The organism is Rhodococcus sp. NPDC006774 (genome assembly GCF_040636045.1).
Lineage (GTDB): Bacteria > Actinomycetota > Actinomycetes > Mycobacteriales > Mycobacteriaceae > Rhodococcoides.
The window spans coordinates 85,220-103,992 of sequence record NZ_JBEYIW010000016.1; the positions used below are offsets into that span (position 1 = coordinate 85,220).

An 18,773-nucleotide genomic window follows, 5' to 3' on the forward strand; every position below is an offset into this window, starting at 1 on the left:
AATGCTGCCCTTCCGGGACGGTCTCGCTCCGCTGAGACTGCTGTTGCCGCATGGTGATTCGGCCACAACCATTGTGGAATATCTCGAACGACAGATGCCCGAAGACGACTGGCGACGGGCCATTCGCGACGCCGAAGTGGTCGACGAGAAGAGCAGGCCGATCTCCGTCGACACGCGGTATCGCGCCGGCAGTCAGGTGTACTTCTATCGTGTTCCAGCGCAGGAGGTTCCGGTGCCGTTCGAGATCGGTATCCTGCACGAGGACGAAAATCTGCTGGTGGTCGACAAGCCGCACTTCCTCGCCACCATTCCACGCGGTCGGCACGTCACCGAAACAGCGACCGTGCGCCTACGCAGGCAGTTCGACTGCCCCGACCTGACGCCCGCGCATCGACTCGATCGCGCGACAGCCGGGGTGTTGCTCTTCACCAAGACCAAGCATGCCCGACGGCCTTATCAGGAGCTCTTCTCCTCGCGCAACGTCACCAAAGAGTACGAGGCCGTTGCGGGATTCGATGCAGCACTGGATTTTCCGCGCGTGGTGCGAAGCCGAATCCTCAAAGAGCATGGGGTCATGACGGCATACGAGGAGCCGGGGGAGCCGAACAGTGAGACCCTGATCGAACTGGTCGATACGTTCGGTGCCGCCGCCCGATATCGACTCTTCCCCAAGTCGGGCAAGACGCATCAGCTGCGAATCCATCTGTCGTCGTTGGGAATTCCGATCGCGAACGACCCGTACTATCCGGTGTTCTCTTCCGTCCCGGCCGATGACTTCACCCGGCCGTTGCAACTCCTCGCCCGGGCTCTGAACTTCACGGATCCGCTCACAGGCGAGCCCAGGCGCTTCGTCAGTGCCCGAACCCTCGAGCTCTGACGGCCGGCCATCGTTCGTTCGGACGATTGTGACAATTGGGACGCGAGGTTAGCGTGTCGAGCGAACCATGTCCGATGGAAGAGAAGAGGAGAACAGCGTGAAGCGTCGTATTGCTGTTGTGTTGGGAGCCGCAGTCATCGCTATCGCGTCGCCGGCAGTCGCGGTGGCCGATACCGGCAGCGCGAGCACCGGAAGCTCGAGCGGAGTGTCGAGCTTGTTCTCGGATCTGTCGCGGCTCTGGGAGGCCTGCGCGGTGACCATCTTCACCGGTCAATGCACCGGTATCGTCGCAACGGACGTGACCTACTGGTAACGCGTGCCCTGAGCCGAACCCTCCGCCGAACCCCCTCAACCGACAAACGCGCGCGCATTCGCCAGACGCTCGCGGAACAGGTAGCCATTCCGCGAGCGTCCAGCAAACGCGCGCGCGTGTGCGTGGAGCCAGAGCCCTACTTCGCCAAAGACCGCGCCATTCCGCGTTCGATTGCGGCGACCAGTTGCGGGCGCAGCTCGGCGGCGGGGACGATGTGGTGCACCGATCCGACGTTCTGTGCTCGCTGGATGTTGTGGATGGCCTCGAATTCGGCTGCCACTTCACCCAGTTTGGCGTTGCGTGCGTTCGCTCGCACGGCGGCCAGCTCGACACGCAGGGCCGAGCGGGTGGCGTCGTCCTCGGCGGTGTTCAGCGCCGTCTCGAGTTCCTTGACGGTCGGGTCCGCTGCGGTGCGGGCGTTGACGTCGCGGGTGAACACCACTGCTGCGGCCGGGGCTCCACCGAGCACGGAGGCGAAGGAGCCCTCCACTGCGAGGACCTCCATGTTGTCGTTGAGCGCTCCGGAGAACACCACGAAAGCGCCTCCGTGGTAGCGCGAGACGACACAGAACACGACCGGTCCGTCGAAGTTGACGATGGCGCGGCCGATCTCGGCACCGTATTCGAGCTGGATGTTGCGCAGCGATTCCGGTGATCCGTCGAAGCCGGAGAGGTTGGCCAGCACCACGATCGGCCGGCTTCCGCTGGCGGCGTTGATGGCGCGGGCCGTCTTCTTCGACGAGTTCGGGAACAGGGTGCCCGAGGTCCACTGATCGGGGCCGTCGGACGGGAACCAGCCCTTACGAGGGATGGCTCGCGATTCGATACCGATGACGGACACCGGGATTCCGGCGAGGTGGGCGTCGAACACCACGGAGGTGTCGGCGTCGGCCATGTCGGCCCAACGCTCGAGTACCGAGTGGTCCTGGTCCACCACGGCGCGCATCACGGTGCGAATGTCGAACGGCTTCTTGCGGTCCGGGTTGGTGACCGAGGAGAAGATGTCGCCGACGGTGGTGAAGTCGCTCGATGGGTGGACGTGCGGGTAGGTACGCACGTCGCGCTCGGTCGGGTCCGCGGTGGCAGCGCGGCGTGGGAAGCGTTCTCCCGGTGCGGCATACGCGTGGTCGTAGTGCGCGAACAGGATGTCGCACGCGGCCCGCAGGTTCGGTGCCCAGTACTGCGCCTGGCCGTTGGGGCCCATGACGCGGTCGTAGCCGCCGATGCCGAAGTTGTCCTCGGCCGAGACGCCACCGGAGTAGTCCAGGGACTGCTTTCCGGTGAGCACCATCGCACTGTCGGGGGTCATCACCAGGATGCCCTTGGTGTGGGTGAGCATGGTGGCTTCGGCGTTCCAGTACGGCTGCGCGCCGACGTTGATGCCCGCGACGACGATGTTGATCTCACCGCCTGCCTGGGTGAAGGTGATGATGCGACGCAGGCCGCGCGAGACCCAGTCCATGTTCTCGGTGCCCGATTCCATGGAAATCGTTGCACCGGAGGACAATGCGAACCATTCGACGGGTGCGCCGAGCTGCTCGGCGAGGTCGATGGCCGCGACGATTCGCGAGCACTCGGCCTCGGCGACGGTGCCGAGTGCCTTGGTCGGGTCGCCGAACAGCGCGACGCGAGTGATGCCCTCGGGGTACTTGGCCGTCGGTGTGGTGGCCACGCCGACGATGACGCCTGCGGAGTTGCGGCCGTAGGGACGGTCGACCGGTGCAAGCACACCGTCGGCGTCGAAGTCGTACTCGGTGAACGTGCCGCCGTTGCTGCTCAGCAACGGAATCAACTCGTACGGGTACACGGTGCCGCGTGCCTGGGACCGCTGCACCTTCTGGGTGTACTCGTCGAGCGGACGCATCGGCTCGGTCGGCGGCGGCGTCACCTTGGCGACGATGCCTGCACCGGATCGGTACGACAGGCGCAGTGCCACTTCGCGCGGGGTTGCGCCGGGCTTCTCGGCCAGGCGCGCGATGAGGGTGATCTCCTCGAGTCCTGCACCGATCGTCAGCGGCGCGATGTGCCGGGCGATGGTGGCGATGCGGTCGGCGGGCACGTTCAGTACCGGCCAGACGTAGAGCACGACGCGGTTGGCGTCGAGTCGCTTCTTGCCGCGTCCGGCCTGAGCGCGGCGGATGCCGTCGAGGCAGGCAGCGACGGTGCGCTCGATCTCGGGTACCGCGACGATGTTTCCGGCGTCGTCCAACTGTGTTGTGACGCCACGAATCTCGGCGAGTGCGACGAGTCGCTCGTCGGATGGGTTGGCCTTGGACGTCAGGTGGAACAGGTACGTCCCTGCGCTGGCGGGCAGACGAACTCCGTCGAAGTTCTTCAGTCGCCACAGGTCGAGTCGCTGACCGGTCAGTGGGTGCATGTCCCGGATGATCGTGTCCTCGGCGAGGGGTTCGGATCCCTCGACCGTGGTGCGGCGGTAGGTCATCTTTCGGGTGGCGGAACCGAAGGCGGTCACGGTGACTCGACGCCAGCGGCCGGTGCTCGGGTGCGCGGCCAGCGCAGCCTGGAGTTGTTCCGAGAGGGCGTCGCCGTCCGTCGGCGCGTCCGGCCAGGACAGGTAGAGGTCCACGGCCAGGTGCTCCGGTGACGGACCGGCGATGTCCTCGACAGCGTCGAGAGTAGCTGCGAGAGAATCGAAGTCGGTAGCCGTCGAGACGAGGTGCAGTCGTTCGCCCGAGAGCTCGAAGTTACCGGTGACGAAGTGCTTGCCGTCGCGGTCGAAGGCCTTGACGTCTTCGAGGGTTCGGATCTCGTAGTACTGGCGGGTGATCACTTCGAGCAGGGCACCGGGATCGGTGATCCGTTGTGCCAGAAGCTCGATCAGCGGTTCCGGGGTGGCGACGAGCGCCGCGATGCGGGCCGAGTAATCGGCCGCGTCGGGGTTCTCGGCGAGGTACTGCAGGCTGCCACGGACGCCGTCGTAGATCTTCTCGCGTGCACTGCGGATCTGCGGCTCGTCGAACAGCCGGAAGCGCAGGTTGCGAGCGACGTCGCCGATGACGGGGTAGCGGGCCTGGGTGGCACCGATGAGGCGCTCGAGGACCTCGGCCATGGCCGGGGTGGCTTCGGGCTGCGCCGAGCAGTCGCTGAGCCAGTGGCCGAGCAGGGCCGCGATGACCGGAACCTGGTTCTCCATGCGCTGCAGAGCGAGGAAGACGCGGTAGACGGCTTCTTCGAGTTCGGGGGTGCGGCCCTCGTCGATGGCGGCATCGTAGTGCGCGAGTGCGCGAGTGAGCTTGGCGCGGAACGAATCCGGCAGCCCCTGCACGTCTGCGTCGAGCGAGTGCAGGAACGAGTGGAAGTGCTCGCGAGGGGAGTGGACGCGCTCGTCGTTGCTCTCCTCGTCCATCGTCGGACGGTTGCGGGAGAGTTCGCAGATGTCTGCGAACGTGTTGAGCAGATCCAGCTCGGCGGAGACCACTCCCGAATCGTTGCGAGGAACGTCGGCACGCAGAGTCTCGTAGGTGGACAACAGGTTTCGCGCGCGGGCTCCGCTGACGTCGAAGCCGGTGATGAGGGCGGCGAGTTCGTCGAGTCGGTCCAGTGCCCGGCGCTGCGGCGAACGCTGTGCGGCGTCGTCGATACCGCGGAACTGCACGCGCGGTGCCTGCTCGGAGACCTTCTGCTCACCGGCCTGATCGACGCGCAGCAGTGCCGCTCCTGCGTCGACCTGTCCGTTGACCGAGGCCAGTACCTCACGCACGGTGCCCGCGTAGGGAGACCGGACGGCGGTTTCCATCTTCATCGATTCGAGGACGACGAGGGTCTGTCCCGCTTCGACCTCGTCGCCGACGGCGACCGGGACGGCCACCACGACGGCGGGTGCCGGTGCGCGGACCAACCCGGCCTCGTCCTGCGAGATCTGATGGCTGATGCCGTCGACCTCGACGAGGAAGTGCGCGGCTCCGGCGACGGTGACCACCTGGTAGCGACGGTCGCCGATGACCAGACGGCTCTCGTACGTGCCGAGGCGCTCGACGTCGACCTGCAGATCGCCGATGCCGTCACCGTCGATGCTGTAGCGGTGCGTGCCGGTCTGGCCGACCTCGAGCTTGTAGGCCTGACCCTGGTAGTTCAATTCGACGGTGCGGCCGATGGCATGGGTGGCGCGTGGCCGGCCGCCGCGTGCGGAGCTGAGGAACGCGGTGCGCTCGCGGCCTTCCTCGGCGTCGTAGGCGTCGATGGCCGCGGCGATGATGGCGATGTCGGCGACGGCGGTCGGGCCCACCTGAGATCCGGCCTCGGTGCGGTCGAGCCAGCCGGTGTCGGCGGAGGCGGAGATGACTTCCTCGCGGTCGAGCAGGCTCAGCAGGAACGACTTGGTGGTGGTGCCGCCGTCGATGACGACGGTGGTCTCCCGCAGCGCGTTGCGCAAGCGAGCCAACGCTTCGCTGCGGTCGCGACCCCAGGCGATGACCTTGGCGACCATCGAGTCGTAGTCGGGCGGAATGACGTCACCCTGCGCGATACCGGTGTCGACGCGGATGCCGGTGCCGAGGGGGAACTTGAGCAGCTCGACGGTGCCGGGAGCCGGTGCGAAGCCGTTGTCCGCGTCCTCGGCGTTGAGGCGAGCCTCGACTGCGTGACCGAACTCGGTGGGGCACTCGCCGGGCAGTGCCTGGCCGTCGGCCACGAGGATCTGCAGCTTCACCAGGTCGATGCCGGTGGTGTATTCGGTGATGGGGTGCTCGACCTGAAGGCGGGTGTTGACCTCGAGGAAGGTGAAGATCTTCTGCTCGGGCTGGTACAGGTACTCGACGGTGCCTGCGCCCTGGTAGCCGGCGGCCTTGACGAGTTCGGCAGAGGCGGTGCGCAGCTGGTCGGCCTGCTCCTTGGTCAGCAGCGGTGAGCTGGACTCCTCGATGACCTTCTGGTTGCGGCGCTGGATGGAGCAGTCGCGCACGCCCGGGGCCCAGACATTGCCGTGGCTGTCGGCGATCACCTGAACCTCGACGTGGCGGGCATCGGTGACGAGCCGTTCGAGGAACACGACGGGGTCACCGAACGAGCGCTCGGCCTCACCCTGGGTGCGTTCGAGGGAGAGTTCGAGTTCGTCCTCGTGGAAGACCTTGCGGATACCGCGGCCACCGCCGCCGGAGCGGGCCTTGATGATCAGCGGGTAGCCGATCGCCGCTGCATGACGCCTGGCGTCGGCGCGGGTCTCGACCGGGCCACCGGACCACGGTGCGACGGGGACGCCGACCTTCTCGGCGAGGATCTTGGCCTCGACCTTGTCGCCGAGCAGGCGCATCGCGTCGGCGGAGGGGCCGATGAAGGTGATGTTCAGGCGGGCGACGAGATCGGCGAACGTGGGGTCCTCGGCAACGAAGCCCCAGCCGACCCACACTGCGTCGGCACCGGACTCGACCAGGGCGGCTTCGAGGACGCCGTAGTCGAGGTAGGCCGAGCCGGTGGCGGGCTTGCGCAGCGTGACCGCCTCGTCGGCCTGACGGACGAACATGGCCCGCTTCTCCGCTTCGGTGTGCAGCGCTACGGTGCGGATGCCGTAATCGTGTTCGGCGTTGAGCTCTCGGACGGCTCGGATCAGGCGTACTGCTGCCTCGCCTCGGTTGACTACTGCAATCCGCTTGAACAACGTATCTCTCTTCGCTCGGTGTGGGCGCACCGCGTCGGTGCACTCGATGGAACGTGGATTGGTGCCGGGCATGTCGATTTCCTGTTCATCATGCGGCACTCCGATCGGCTCATTCTAACGGTAACGAGGCCCTGTGCATCGCCAACGGCGTTCGGCGTGAGTGTGATTGATCACCAACAAGTGAATCATATTCTGTTACAAGCACTTTGGCTGAGAACGGGCTGTCGGGGCCTGTTCACCTCGCTAACGTACTCGCGAGTAGCGTTGGCGCGAGGCGTAATTCGCCATTCGGTGACTTACGTTGCTACCGGCGGGTACATTACCGACGGGTACAACTCGAGCCGATCGGCTCGAGTTGCCTCGCTTGTCGCCGAGTGCGGTCTCCCTCACCTGTCACCCTCGCTCGCCCGCGGCAGTCGCAGCGCGTTGACCCACAGTCTCGTCGCGGTCGCAAGCAGATCCTCGGAGTCCGCGGGCGAGTGGCCGTCCGCGGCGTCGACGACGAAGTGATTGAACGCGAGCCGGCTGATCATCGAGGACAGTGCGCGCGAGGCGAGCAGGGGATCGAGTTCCGCATCGGCCAGACCGCGGTTCTGCAGGCTCTCGATGCTGCGGGCGTTGCGCCTGACGAAGGCATCGGCGCGTTCACGGCGGAGGCGTCGGAACTCGGGATCGATGTTGGAGACCTGCTCGAGCAGTGCCATCAGCTTCGCGTTGCGTCGGTAGGCCTCGAAGTACGCACGGTTGCTCGCGGCGATCACGGCAACCGGGTCGTCGTGCGGGTTCACTCGCTCGGTCCCGGGATGCAACATGTCGTCCCGTGCCTGCTCGAGCACGGCGGCCAGGATCTCTTCCTTGCTGGTGAAGTAGGTGTAGAAGGTTCCTGCGGAGCATCGAGCGGCGCGGGTGATGTCGATCAGACGTGAGTCGAGGTAACCACTGTCCTCGAACACTCGACGGGCGGCCGCCACGAGCGAGGATCGGGTTCGCAGTCCGCGCGGGGTGGTCGGCAGCTCCCGATTCGGCAGCTCACGGTCTGGCTCCGGCGCGGCAGGCATTCAGTCTTTATACGTCATCGTTCGCGCGCATCCCGGCGGATGAACCGGGTGAATCTCACCCCGCTGTCGAACTGGCGTGATTCGAGGTGCTCGAACTGCTGCGCGGGGAACGGATCGGGACCGATCCCGGACGAGAACAGGCCGATGCCCCTGCCGAGAACGCCGGGATTGACCTTGAGGAACAGCTCGTCGATCTCGGGCAGCAGTTGACCCGCCAGGTTTCCGCCTCCGCAGATCCAGACGTCGAGCTCGGACTCCTCGGCTACGAGGCTCCTGACGAGTCCGATCGGATCTTGGTTCACGACGGTGAGAGTCGGGTCGTTCGACGGGGCGAGAGTGCGAGAGAAGACGTACTGGCGTAGGTGGGGATAGGGGCTGGCGATGCCGACGTCGAGCGCCGGTTGCAACGTCTCGCGGCCCATGACGAGGGTGTCGAATCGCGCGGGCGGACCGTCCAGGCCGAACGCTGCACGCACGTGGACCGGCAATGTCTCGGGCAGCTCGGCCACGATGGCGTCGAGGTGATCGCCCTCGGGAACGAAACAGTCGTAGTTGCCGTCCGGTGCAGCGATGAAGCCGTCGAGGGAGACGGCGACGTAGTAGACCAGTTTGCGCATGGGGCTCCTGTCTCGTGGTCGACGGGTGAGAAACCCGAGGGTCGGCCGGTGGGTCCGCTGTGGGGGATCCAGCGACCGAAGTGGGTCTTTGTGACCCAGCACTAGAACGTATTTTGTGTGCTCAGGACGCGATGAACAACTGGTTTTCAGCGGCTAGTGTGGCCCGGGTGTGCAAACACCGTCCCTGGATCGGACGACCATTCGAGTATTTGTGGGGAAACTGTGACGGCTGCAGCGGCTACCGGTCGTGAACACGACGACGAGCTCAAGAGCAGGGTTCAGCGCCTGCTGCGTTTTCTTCGCGAGATCGTCGAGGCGCGTTCGAACCCGGTGCTGCGTTTCGACGACCACGTTCAGGTCGAGTGGGTGCATGCCGGGGACGTACCCATGCAGCTCGACCCACGGGCCAAGCAAGGTGGTGTGGTCCTGCGCGCGCCGCGCATCGCGGTCGACGAGCCGCCCGAGCCGCCGGCGCTGTTGTCGGGTTGGCTCGATCCCCAGATCGTTGCAGACAGTCGCTATCGCGAACTCGAGCTGGCCGACGCATCCTCGGTGACGTCCCGCCGTCGAGCGGAGGCGCAGGAGTCCGATGCCGACTTCGACATCCGCAAGGCCTACGAGATCAAGCAGGCCTTCGAGGAGTACTCGGAATCGTGGAAGGAATGGGCGCAGGAGGATCGGGATCGGCGCCCGCAGGCTGCTCTGTACCAGGCTCTGCAGCTGATGATGCAGGAGCTCGCCTCGCGGCCCGAGTCGATCGAACTGGTGGTGGCCTCGGGTCTGCTGACGTCGAGTAACACCGACCCGCAGCGCAGCGTTCGCACTCACCTGATCACGCAGTCGGCCAGCATCGAACGGGACGTGCGCACCGGTGACCTGTTGGTTCGCCTCGCCGCGAGCACAACCCCGCGCCTCGAGGACGGCCAGCTGCTGACCGGCTCGGACGATTTCGACACCTCCGGCTCGGTGGCTCTGGCTCGAGAATTGCACGACACCGTCACCTCACCCATCGGAGCCGGCGTCGAACAGTTCCTGAGGAACTGGGCGGCGAAGGTGCCGCGGCAGGAGATCGAGGTGCTCGATCGTCTCGGGCCGCCCGGGGCTCTCGCCTACATCGACGACGACCGCACCCTGACCGTCTCACCAGCCCTCGTTCTCCGCGTTCGAGACTCGTTCGCACTGGTCGAGTACTACGAGCAGATGATCGCCGATCTCGAGTTCGCCGACTCTCCGGTACCGCTGGGGCTCGCGCAACTCGTCGACGCCATCGAACCGGCAGATCGGATGGCCTGGCTCGAACGCACTGGGGCGGGGGAGTCGGCGGCACTGGCGGAGGATCCGCTGTTTCCGCTGCCGGCCAACGCCGAGCAGTCGCAGATCATCGAACGGCTCGGGCGTGACAGCGGCGTCGTGGTCGAGGGACCACCAGGAACGGGCAAGACCCATACGATCGCCAACCTCATGTCCGGGCTGTTGGCGCGCGGTCAACGGGTTCTGGTCACTAGTGAAAAGTCACAAGCTTTGCGCGTGCTGCGGGACAAGCTCCCGCCGGAGCTGCAGGAGCTCTGTGTGTCCATCACCGACCTCTCTCGCGGTGGTTCGGACGAGCTGAACCGCAGCGTGGCGAAGATCGCCGAGCGCAAGACCTCGTTCGACGAGGCCAGCGAGGTGCAGAAGATCGAGGCGCTGACGACGCAGCGCGCCTCGGCTCTTGCCCGACGGGCCGAGCTGCTCGATCATGTCAGCGCGCTTCGCGAGTCGGAAACCGTTGTGCACGAATACGTTTCCGATGGATACGACGGCACGGTGTCGTCCATCGTACGTAAGGTCAAAGCGGCCGAAGGTGCCCACGAGTGGCTGCCCGGCCCACTGCTCGCCGATCGACCGCCCCTCGACGGTGTCCAGGTCGATCAGCTTCGCAAGCTCATCGCCGGCTCCGACGGCACTCGTGAACTCCGCTCGCGTCAGGTGCTGCCGCGTCCGGAGACGATACTGCCGAATTCGGCCGAACTCACGTCGCTCTGTCGGCGCGCAGGTGCACAGATCGATGACCTCTCGCCCCAGGCGGCGGACCTCGTGGCGTTGCTCGACGGCGTGGAACCCGCTGTGTCCTCGGAGATCGAGCAACTGTGCGAGGAGCTCGCCGCTCGCGTGCGAGCGGTCGTCGAACTCGACGGCTCCTACCCACGCCTGACCGATTCCGTGCTGTCCGGAGAGGCCGCCCACCTGTGGTCTCGGGTCAGCGGAATCGACGCGATGGTCGAGACGGCAGCTGCGTCCGATCGCTACGTCGGTGGGCACGATGTGCAGTGCTCGTCGAGTTCGCCGGCGGCACTCACGGCCATGGATGCGTTCGCCGGTGCGTTGGAATCGGGTATTGAGTGGAAGCCCCGGTTCCGTCGCAGCGAGGAGCAGAAGGCCGTCGAGGCTCTCGATATCGTCGCTACCGTCGACGGGCAACCCGCGACGACGGCGATGGCCGCGCGTCTGGTGGCCGAACACATTCGTGCGCTCGAGACCGTGCAGACCGCAGCGGTGCTCCTGGCCGACCTCGCGATCGTCGTTCCACTCGACGGCACGCGTTCGATTCGCGTCAACAACGTGGCGCGGATCGCCGACCGGCTGGGGCTGGTGTCCGCAGTCGTCGCGGCCCGTGACGCCCTGGTGCACCGGCTGTACACCATTTCGCCTGCAGCACCGTGGATTCGGAGCCTGGTCGACGCTCAGGAGGTCGCCGGGGCCGCCGACGCCATTGCCGCGCGAATCGACATCGATGCCGCACGAGCCGAGCTCGACGCCCTGCAGTTCGCGGTCGCCACTCGCATCGATGCCGGGCCGTCGCCCGAGGGCTCGAATCTGGTGAGCGCGTTGAGCACTGCGGATCCGTTGGAATTGGCTGCTGCCGTTGCTGCGTACTCGAAGGCGTGTTCCGAGCAGGAGGATCAGCTTCTGCTGGAATCGATGTCGGCGTCGTTGTCCGAGGTCGCACCCGCATTGTTCGACCTGGTCGAGAGCACCGCTGGTGATGTCGAATGGGACGAACTGAGCTGGCAGATGTCGAAGGCCTGGGCGTGGCGTCGAGCACGCGAGTGGGTCGGTGAGCAGCACCACGGCGGTCTCGAGCAGCAACTGGAAGCGGATCTGGCCGCTGCGGATACCGACATCGCCTACCTCACAACACGTCTCGCCGCCGCCAGTGCCTGGCGCAACAGTCTCGAACGAATGACTGCCGTCGAGGTGCGTGCGCTGCAGACCTACCGCGAGCACATCTCCAGTATCGGCTCGGGGGCCGGCAAGTACGCCGAAACCTATCGCAGTGCAGCACGATCGGCGATGCGTGAGGCGCAGAGTGCGGTGCCCGCGTGGGTCATGCCTCTCTCTCAGGTGCTGGCGTCGATTCCGCCGGTGCCGGGCAGTTTCGACGTCGTCATCGTCGACGAGGCGAGTCAGGCCGACATCACCAGTCTCTTCCTGCTGTACCTCGCACCCCGTGTCATCGTCGTGGGTGACGACAGGCAGTGCGCACCGGCCGATGTCCCGCAGACCGGAACGCTCGAGGACGTGTTCGATCGGTTGGACGTCTATCTGCCCGATCTACCCGAGCATGTGCGTGCGACGCTGACCCCGAGGTCGAGCCTGTTCTCCATGCTGCGCACCAGGTTCGGTCAGGTGGTGCGGTTGCGTGAGCACTTCCGCTCGATGCCCGAGATCATCAACTGGTCGAGTCAGCAGTTCTACGGAGACTCTCCGCTCGTTCCCGTGCGGCAGTTCGGTGCGGATCGCCTACCGCCGTTGCGGCACACGTACGTTCGCGGAGCGACGGTGACCGGAAAGAACGCCTCACTGGTCAACCGTACCGAGGCCATCGCGATCGCCGAACAGATCGCACATTGCCTCGAGGACCCCGCGTACGACAACCGGACCTTCGGAGTGGTTGTGCTGCAGGGCCAATCGCAGGTCGACGAGATCCGCAACGAGTTGATCAAGCGGATCGGCATCGAACAGTGGGAACAGCGTCGGCTTCGCGTCGGTACGCCGCCGGACTTCCAGGGCGACGAACGCAACGTCGTCTTTCTGTCGATGGTGGTGGCACCCGATCAGAACTTCGCCACCCTCACCGCCAATCAGTACAAGAGGCGGTTCAACGTGGCGGCGTCGCGGGCACAGGATCAGCTGTGGCTCTTCCACTCGGTGACTGTCGATCGGCTCAAGCGAGCGGACCTGCGCAACTCGTTGCTGAGCTACGTCACCTCCGTCTCGCCCGCTCCTGCCGATCCCATGCCGGTCGATGTCTCGCGCGAGATCCGGAAGGCGCCATTCGAGACGTTGCTCGAGCAGCAGTTGTGGAACGACCTCGTCGAGCGAGGTTTTCACGTCAATCCCGGCGTCGAGGTGAACAACAGACGTCTCGCCCTGGTCGTGACCGGCGACTCCTCGCGTCTCGCCGTCGAGTGCGATGGCGACACGTTCCTGTCGACGCCGGCTCAGCGGTTGGCGGACCTGCAGCGTGAGCAGGAGCTCAAGCGGTGCGGCTGGACCTTCTGGCGGGTGCGCGAATCCGAGTACTACTTGGACCGCGACGCGGCGCTGGAAAGCCTCTGGGCCACATTGGCCCGTTTGGGAATCAAGCCCAACAGCGTTGTCGTGGAAGGTCTCGAGAGCTCGGACGAGGCCTGGACCCCGGTCCCGCTCGAGTCCTCGCAGTTCGACGATTCCGGCGTCTTCGAAACGTCCACGCATGCAGACTCGTCCACACGCCACGAGTCGGTGTTGTCTCTGTGGACGATGCCGCGCATCGACATCCCCACCGGGGAGCCGTCCGAATCGGACGCTCGCGGAGGTGACCGCGCAGGATCGGCACCGTCGACGACCAACGGTTCCGGAATGACCAACGGAACCGGAGTCGAGAACGGGTCGGGCACCACGAACGGTTCTCGACCGACCAACGGCTCGGGAACGTCGAACGGTGCAGCCGCCACCAACGGTGCCACCCACGGATCCGGGACCGGGGAGTCGGGCGGTTCCCGTGGCACTGCTCGGCCGATCGCGTCGTCGGCATCGAGCCGCCCAGCGATGACCAACGGCTCCACACCTGCACAGGACGCAGAGAGCGATGCGTCGGCGCGGGTGCGCGACTCCGCGGCGAGCAGCGAGTCGGCAGCCGACTCGTCCACCGAGTTCGGCGGAACCGCGAACAGTACGACAGCGGCCACGGACCGGGTCGGGGACGCCGACGAGACGGTCGCATCGGACGAGGCCGCGGACAGCGTCGAGGCTGCCGAGCTCGATGGATCCGATCCGGCCGACACACAGGGTGATTCCACGGAAGCGACGACGGCCGATGTCGAGCCGAGCGGCGGCCTGGAGGCACCCGAGGACGAGGGCATCGCCGAACACGAGTTGCCGCTCAACGGATTTCGCGGATACACCACCCGCCGTCGGCCGTAACTCCGGCTCCTGACCGGCGGGCTCAGCGCCCGCGCCGAACCCGCCGAGCCGACGTAGTCTTGGCCTCGGATTGCGCGCACGTACGAGTGAAGAGGGTTCGACGCCGATGACAGATCGACAGACACAGCGCCCGGAACAGTCGGTCTCCCCGGACGGGTCGACGCGACCGCGATCTCGGCGAGTTGTCGTGCCGACCATCGTTGTTGTGGTCTGCGCGGTGCTTGTCGGCCTGCCGGCCTGGACCGTCGTGTTCGCGGGCGCGCAGTGGCCGGCGATTGCACAGTCGATCGGCTCTGCGGTTGCGATCGGCGTATTGGTGGCACTGCCTGCAGCGATGTACCTGGGTCACCGGCCGAGTGCAGAGGGGGTCTCCAAGGACGCGTGTGCGCGCGTCGGAGACGTGTTGTTGGGCATGGCCTGGATCGCGTTCGTGTGGTCGGCACTTTCGCTGCTGCTGCGGCTCGGTCTGTGGATGGCTGGGGTCGACGACCCTCTTCGGTCGCGGATCGTGTCGGTGACGACCGTCGTCGTCGTAGTCGTCCTCGCAGTGTGGGGTCATTACGAGGCGATGCGAACTCCCCGCGTGCGACACACGACGGTCAGGATCGACCGGCTCGGGGCTCGATTCGAGGGTCTACGAGTGGTTCTCGTGACCGACACGCATTTCGGCCCGCTCGATCGAACGACGTGGTCGCACCGATTGACCGATGCCGTCAATGCACTCGAACCGGACGTGTTGGCCCACGTCGGCGATATCGCCGACGGCTCGGTCGATCGGCGACGAGCGCAGGCCGCGCCGTTGGAGGCAATGCTCGCGAGTGCGGCGCGCGTGTACGTCACCGGCAATCACGAGTACTTCGGCGAGGCGCAGGAGTGGCTCGATCACATGCAGGACCTCGGCTGGAATTCCCTGCACAATCGCCACGTGGTGCTGCATCGTGGTGAGGACGCGCTGATCATCGCCGGCGTCGACGACGCCACCGCCGCAGGCTCGGGTGCGCCCGGTCACGGTGCGGATCTCGCTCGCGCACTTGCCGGAACCGATCCGTCGATGCCTGTGCTGTTGCTGGCACACCAACCGAAACAGATCACTGACGCCGTGGACGCCGGCGTCGACCTGCAGGTCTCCGGCCATACGCACGGCGGTCAGATCTGGCCGTTCTCGGCCTTGGTTCGGCTCGACCAACCGGTGGTGCACGGGCTGAGCAGACACGGCGCGCGAACTCAGCTCTACACCAGCCGCGGATCGGGATTCTGGGGTCCGCCTTTCCGGGTGTTCGCGCCCAGTGAGATTTCCGTTCTGACGTTGGTCGCCGGCTGAGAGATAAGCACCTGGCAGTATCGGTGGGGTGAAGAGAACCGAAGAGGTCGTCGTTGTCGCAACCGATCTCGACGGCACCCTGTTGCGTTCGGACCGAACTGTGTCTGCTCGAACGGCCGCTGCGATGGCTGCGGCAGACGCAGCCGGAATCAGGGTGGTGTGGGCCACTGCTCGCGCGCGCCACTCGATCGACGAACTCGCTGCGTCCTGCGGATTTCGCGGGACGGCCATCGGTGCCAACGGGGCTGTTGTCCTCGACCTGGCCGACGGATACCCGGCCATCGTCGGCACCACGTCGGTACCGGCCGAGACGGTGGCCTCGGCCAAGTCGATCGTGCGCTCGCTCGTCCCCGGCGTGGCCTTTGCGACGGTCGGTGCCACGCGATTCGTGGCCGAGCCTCGGTACGCCGAGCTGTGCGTATTCGCGGACCATCACCGGCAGCCGCACGAGATGGAACTCTCGGAGCACGGCCTGTCGGTCGACGTCGAGCCAACGGTCAAAATCGTTGCCCGGCACAGTGATACGCCGAGTGAAGAGTTGTACGAGCTCGTCGCTGCTGTCGGGGTCGACGGAGTGGAGTTGACGCATTCAGGCGCCCCGTACATCGAGATGTCCGCAGCGGGAGTCTCGAAGGCCAGTGCGCTGCAGGAGTTGTGCGAGCGGTGGGGGATTTCTCCTGGTTCGGTTGCGGCAGTGGGGGATGCGCGCAACGATCTGCCGATGCTGAGTTGGGCGGGTACGGCGTTGTGCCCGTCGAATGCTGCTGAGCCCGTGCGATCCGTTGTCGATCGCGTCCTCGAATCCAACGACGACGATGCGGTCGCGCGCTATCTGGAGGAACTCACCGCGCGCAGAGCGAGACCGTAACGTCCGGCCCGTTCGTCACGACCCTGTGGGGTCGGTCGGAGATTCCACGGCCGCCGGTGCAGCAGTCGAGTCGGTTCTGCGCTGAATTCAGTGCATTCGGACAGACCGAGTGGTCGATGCAGGATCAGGCGACGTTCGCGGCGGGCCTGTCGTGCATTCCGGACACTGCACCGGTGGTCGAGATGACGAACAGTGTTGCACCCGGGGTAGCGATTGTGGCGCAAGCGAATTCAGGTTCGTTCATCGACGCAACTGCCATGCTCGACGCGGTCGGCGCATGGTTGGAGTCGCACAGCACTCAGCTACCCGCCGGTCACTGCCTCCAGGATCCGATGACGAGCGGACCGGCGCGGGTAGCCTCTGGCGTGTCAGTGAATCGTCCACCACGAAAGGCCCTGCTGTGAACGACGCCCTGTCGACGGAATCGTCCGAGCCCACCACGATCGCCGAGTACCTGAACGCACACGCGTTGCGGGTGTCGCCGCTCGACGGGCCCGCGGCGGCCGAGCTCGGCATCACCGTGCCGATTCCTGCGGGATGGCAGACGCTCGATCCCGCGCAGTTTCCCGGGGCGACTCAGGTGATCGTGGAACCGAACCTCGTGGAGAACGGATTCGCGCCGAACGCGGTGCTTCTGGTCGGTGCGTTGTCGCGCACGATCGACCCGGAAGCGTTGATGGCACTGGGTTTCGGCGACGGACGTGCGATGCCCGGCTGGGTGGAGCGCGAGGCGAGCACGGCATCGTGGCTCGGCTGGCCGTCTCGATTCATTCGGGGGACGTACGTCGCGCAGCAACTCGAGGCCGCCGTGACGACGCGGTATGTGGTGGTGGGCGTCGATACCCAGTACCTGGTGCAGTTGACGGTGACCACGTTGGCATCGCAGCTCGATGCGTTGGCCTTCGACGTCACCGCGATCAACGACGGTTTGACCACTGGCACGTAGAAGCCGCGAGCCCCTGTGTCCGACGCACTGCTCCGACTAGGGTCCATTCCATGTCGATGAGAACCGGTCGCGTCCGGCACCTGTCGGTGGTGCCGAGTTTGTCCGACACCGACGAGCCGGCCGACGCCAGCGCGACCGAAGCCACGCGGCGGGGCCTGGTGAACCTGGTGCTTCGGGTGACCGTGGATCACACCCGTCCGCAGATTTGGCGTCGGGTGCGGGTGCGCTCGGACCTGCTGCTGTCCGAACTGCATGCGGTGCTGCAGAAGACTCTCGGTTGGGAGGACCGGCATCTGCATGCGTTCAGCGTGAGGGCTGCCGGTGCCACGCGTCGATTCGAGATGGAAGAGACGCTCGACGACGGACCGGACGACGAGGCGTCGAGTGAGGAGCGAGTGCGGATCGACGACGTACTCACGGCACCGGGATCCACCATGACGTACGAGTACGACTTCGGTGACGGATGGACGCACACGATCTTTCTGGAGCAGATCGATTCCGATATAGACGACCTCCGATCGGTCTGCCTCGACGGGGCGCGCGCATGCCCACCCGAGGAATCCGGCGGACCTTCGCGGTACGCACAGGCACTGGAGATCGCAGCCGACCCGTCCGATCCCGAACACGCAGCCCTTCTCACGAGGTGGGGTGCGGCCTTCGACCCCGCTCTGTTCGACGCCGATGCCGTCAACACAGTGCTGCACTCGTTGGACGTGGGGCGTTCGGTGCTCGCCGAAGCAGTGGCAGCGGCACCGGCCATCGGAAAGCTGTTCGATCGGGTGCGTCCTACGGAGGTGCCGTCACTCATGGCGTTGCTTCCACGATGCGAACTCACCATCGAGAGCTCCGTCGACCTACCCGTCGCCGAGATTGCGATGGCCAAGTTGACGTGGTTTCTGCACAGAATCGGCGACGAGGGGGCCGACCTGACCGGTGCCGGCTACCTCAAGCCGGCATTCGTAGCGGCAATTCGCGAGGAGCTCGATTGGGGTCTGGGGTGGGTGGGGCCGAGCAATCGCGAGATCGATCATCATCAGGTGACCGATCTGCGCGAGGCGGCGCGGCACCTCGGGTTGACCCGCACATCGAAGGGCAGGTTGCTGCGCACCAAGCTCGGCGCAGCGTTGGCCGACGACCCGGTAGGCATGTGGCGACATGCGGCCTCGCGACTTCCGCTGGGTAAGGAGACGTACGAGACCGACGCGGCGACTCTGTTCCTGATCTCCCTCGCCGCCTCGGCATCCGCGACGCACCGCAACGAGATGCTGATAGAGACTGTCGCCGAATTGGGTTGGGCCAGCGAAGATTCCGGTGTTTTCGACGCTCAGTTCGCAGCGCAGGCCACGGTGAGCTTCCTCGATCTCATCGGGGCCCACGGTCCGCGGTTCTACTTCCGGCAAGGGGTGGCGGACTCACCGAGCTGGTCTCGCAGGTTCGCGCGGGACGCATTGCTGAGCTGAGTCGAAGAGATGCGGTCCCACGACTGCCCACACAGGGCTCGGGCCGCGCACGACCGCCGCTGAGCAGGCGATTTGCGTTGGTGTGGTTGGTGGCGTAACTTTTGTCGAGTCAGAGCGACGGACACCGACCCGGTCTTCACGGACTGGGTGAACGAGGTTGGACGTGTGGCTCGGCAGGTTTTATCCCCCAAGAGTCGGGCCTTGTGTCCGAGACCAAGCTGGGATAGGCTGGAACAGTTGCCCTTGAGGCC

General features: G+C 65.8%; 10 protein-coding genes. 7 read left to right on the top strand and 3 right to left on the bottom strand.

Annotated elements, in window-relative coordinates:
- The first annotated feature begins 1 nt into the window (after window position 1).
- Window positions 2–877 carry a pseudouridine synthase gene (locus ABZ677_RS21195; protein WP_358372895.1) on the top strand — a complete coding sequence of 292 codons (876 nt, stop codon included), beginning with the start codon at window positions 2–4 and terminating at the stop codon, window positions 875–877.
- A 97-nt stretch (window positions 878–974) separates the two neighbouring features.
- Window positions 975–1,190, top strand: coding sequence for a hypothetical protein (locus ABZ677_RS21200; RefSeq protein WP_141215313.1), 216 nt, complete (start codon window positions 975–977; stop codon window positions 1,188–1,190).
- Between the two features lie 136 nt (window positions 1,191–1,326).
- Here the strand turns inward: ABZ677_RS21200 and ABZ677_RS21205 are convergent, their stop codons facing one another.
- The 3 genes from ABZ677_RS21205 to ABZ677_RS21215 all read right to left on the bottom strand — a co-directional run bounded on the left by ABZ677_RS21205 (window position 1,327) and on the right by ABZ677_RS21215 (window position 8,479).
- Entirely contained in the window at window positions 1,327–6,804 is a 5,478-nt protein-coding gene (locus ABZ677_RS21205; RefSeq protein WP_358372923.1) for a carboxyl transferase domain-containing protein, read from the bottom strand.
- 386 nt (window positions 6,805–7,190) lie between these two features.
- Entirely contained in the window at window positions 7,191–7,862 is a 672-nt protein-coding gene (locus ABZ677_RS21210; protein ID WP_358372898.1) for a TetR/AcrR family transcriptional regulator, read from the bottom strand.
- A 14-nt stretch (window positions 7,863–7,876) separates the two neighbouring features.
- Window positions 7,877–8,479 (bottom strand): dihydrofolate reductase family protein, encoded by a 603-nt coding sequence (locus ABZ677_RS21215; RefSeq protein ID WP_358372901.1) that lies wholly within the window; start codon window positions 8,477–8,479, stop codon window positions 7,877–7,879.
- Between the two features lie 222 nt (window positions 8,480–8,701).
- Here ABZ677_RS21215 and ABZ677_RS21220 point away from each other — a divergent pair, with 222 nt between their 5' ends.
- From ABZ677_RS21220 to ABZ677_RS21240, 5 genes are all read left to right on the top strand, one after another.
- On the top strand, window positions 8,702–13,927 hold the full coding sequence (locus tag ABZ677_RS21220; protein ID WP_358372904.1) for an AAA domain-containing protein: 5,226 nt from the start codon (window positions 8,702–8,704) through the stop codon (window positions 13,925–13,927).
- 106 nt (window positions 13,928–14,033) lie between these two features.
- Entirely contained in the window at window positions 14,034–15,248 is a 1,215-nt protein-coding gene (locus ABZ677_RS21225) for a metallophosphoesterase (protein ID WP_358372906.1), read from the top strand.
- 28 nt (window positions 15,249–15,276) lie between these two features.
- Window positions 15,277–16,116 carry a Cof-type HAD-IIB family hydrolase gene (locus ABZ677_RS21230; protein ID WP_037191519.1) on the top strand — a complete coding sequence of 280 codons (840 nt, stop codon included), beginning with the start codon at window positions 15,277–15,279 and terminating at the stop codon, window positions 16,114–16,116.
- A gap of 400 nt (window positions 16,117–16,516) precedes the next feature.
- A complete protein-coding gene (locus ABZ677_RS21235) occupies window positions 16,517–17,062 on the top strand; it encodes an LpqN/LpqT family lipoprotein (RefSeq protein WP_094633562.1) in 546 nt (181 codons plus the stop codon).
- Between the two features lie 50 nt (window positions 17,063–17,112).
- The gene (locus ABZ677_RS21240; RefSeq protein WP_358372910.1) at window positions 17,113–18,522 is read left to right on the top strand and encodes a plasmid pRiA4b ORF-3 family protein; all 1,410 of its coding nucleotides are present in this window, start codon (window positions 17,113–17,115) and stop codon (window positions 18,520–18,522) included.
- Window positions 18,523–18,773 lie beyond the last annotated feature (251 nt).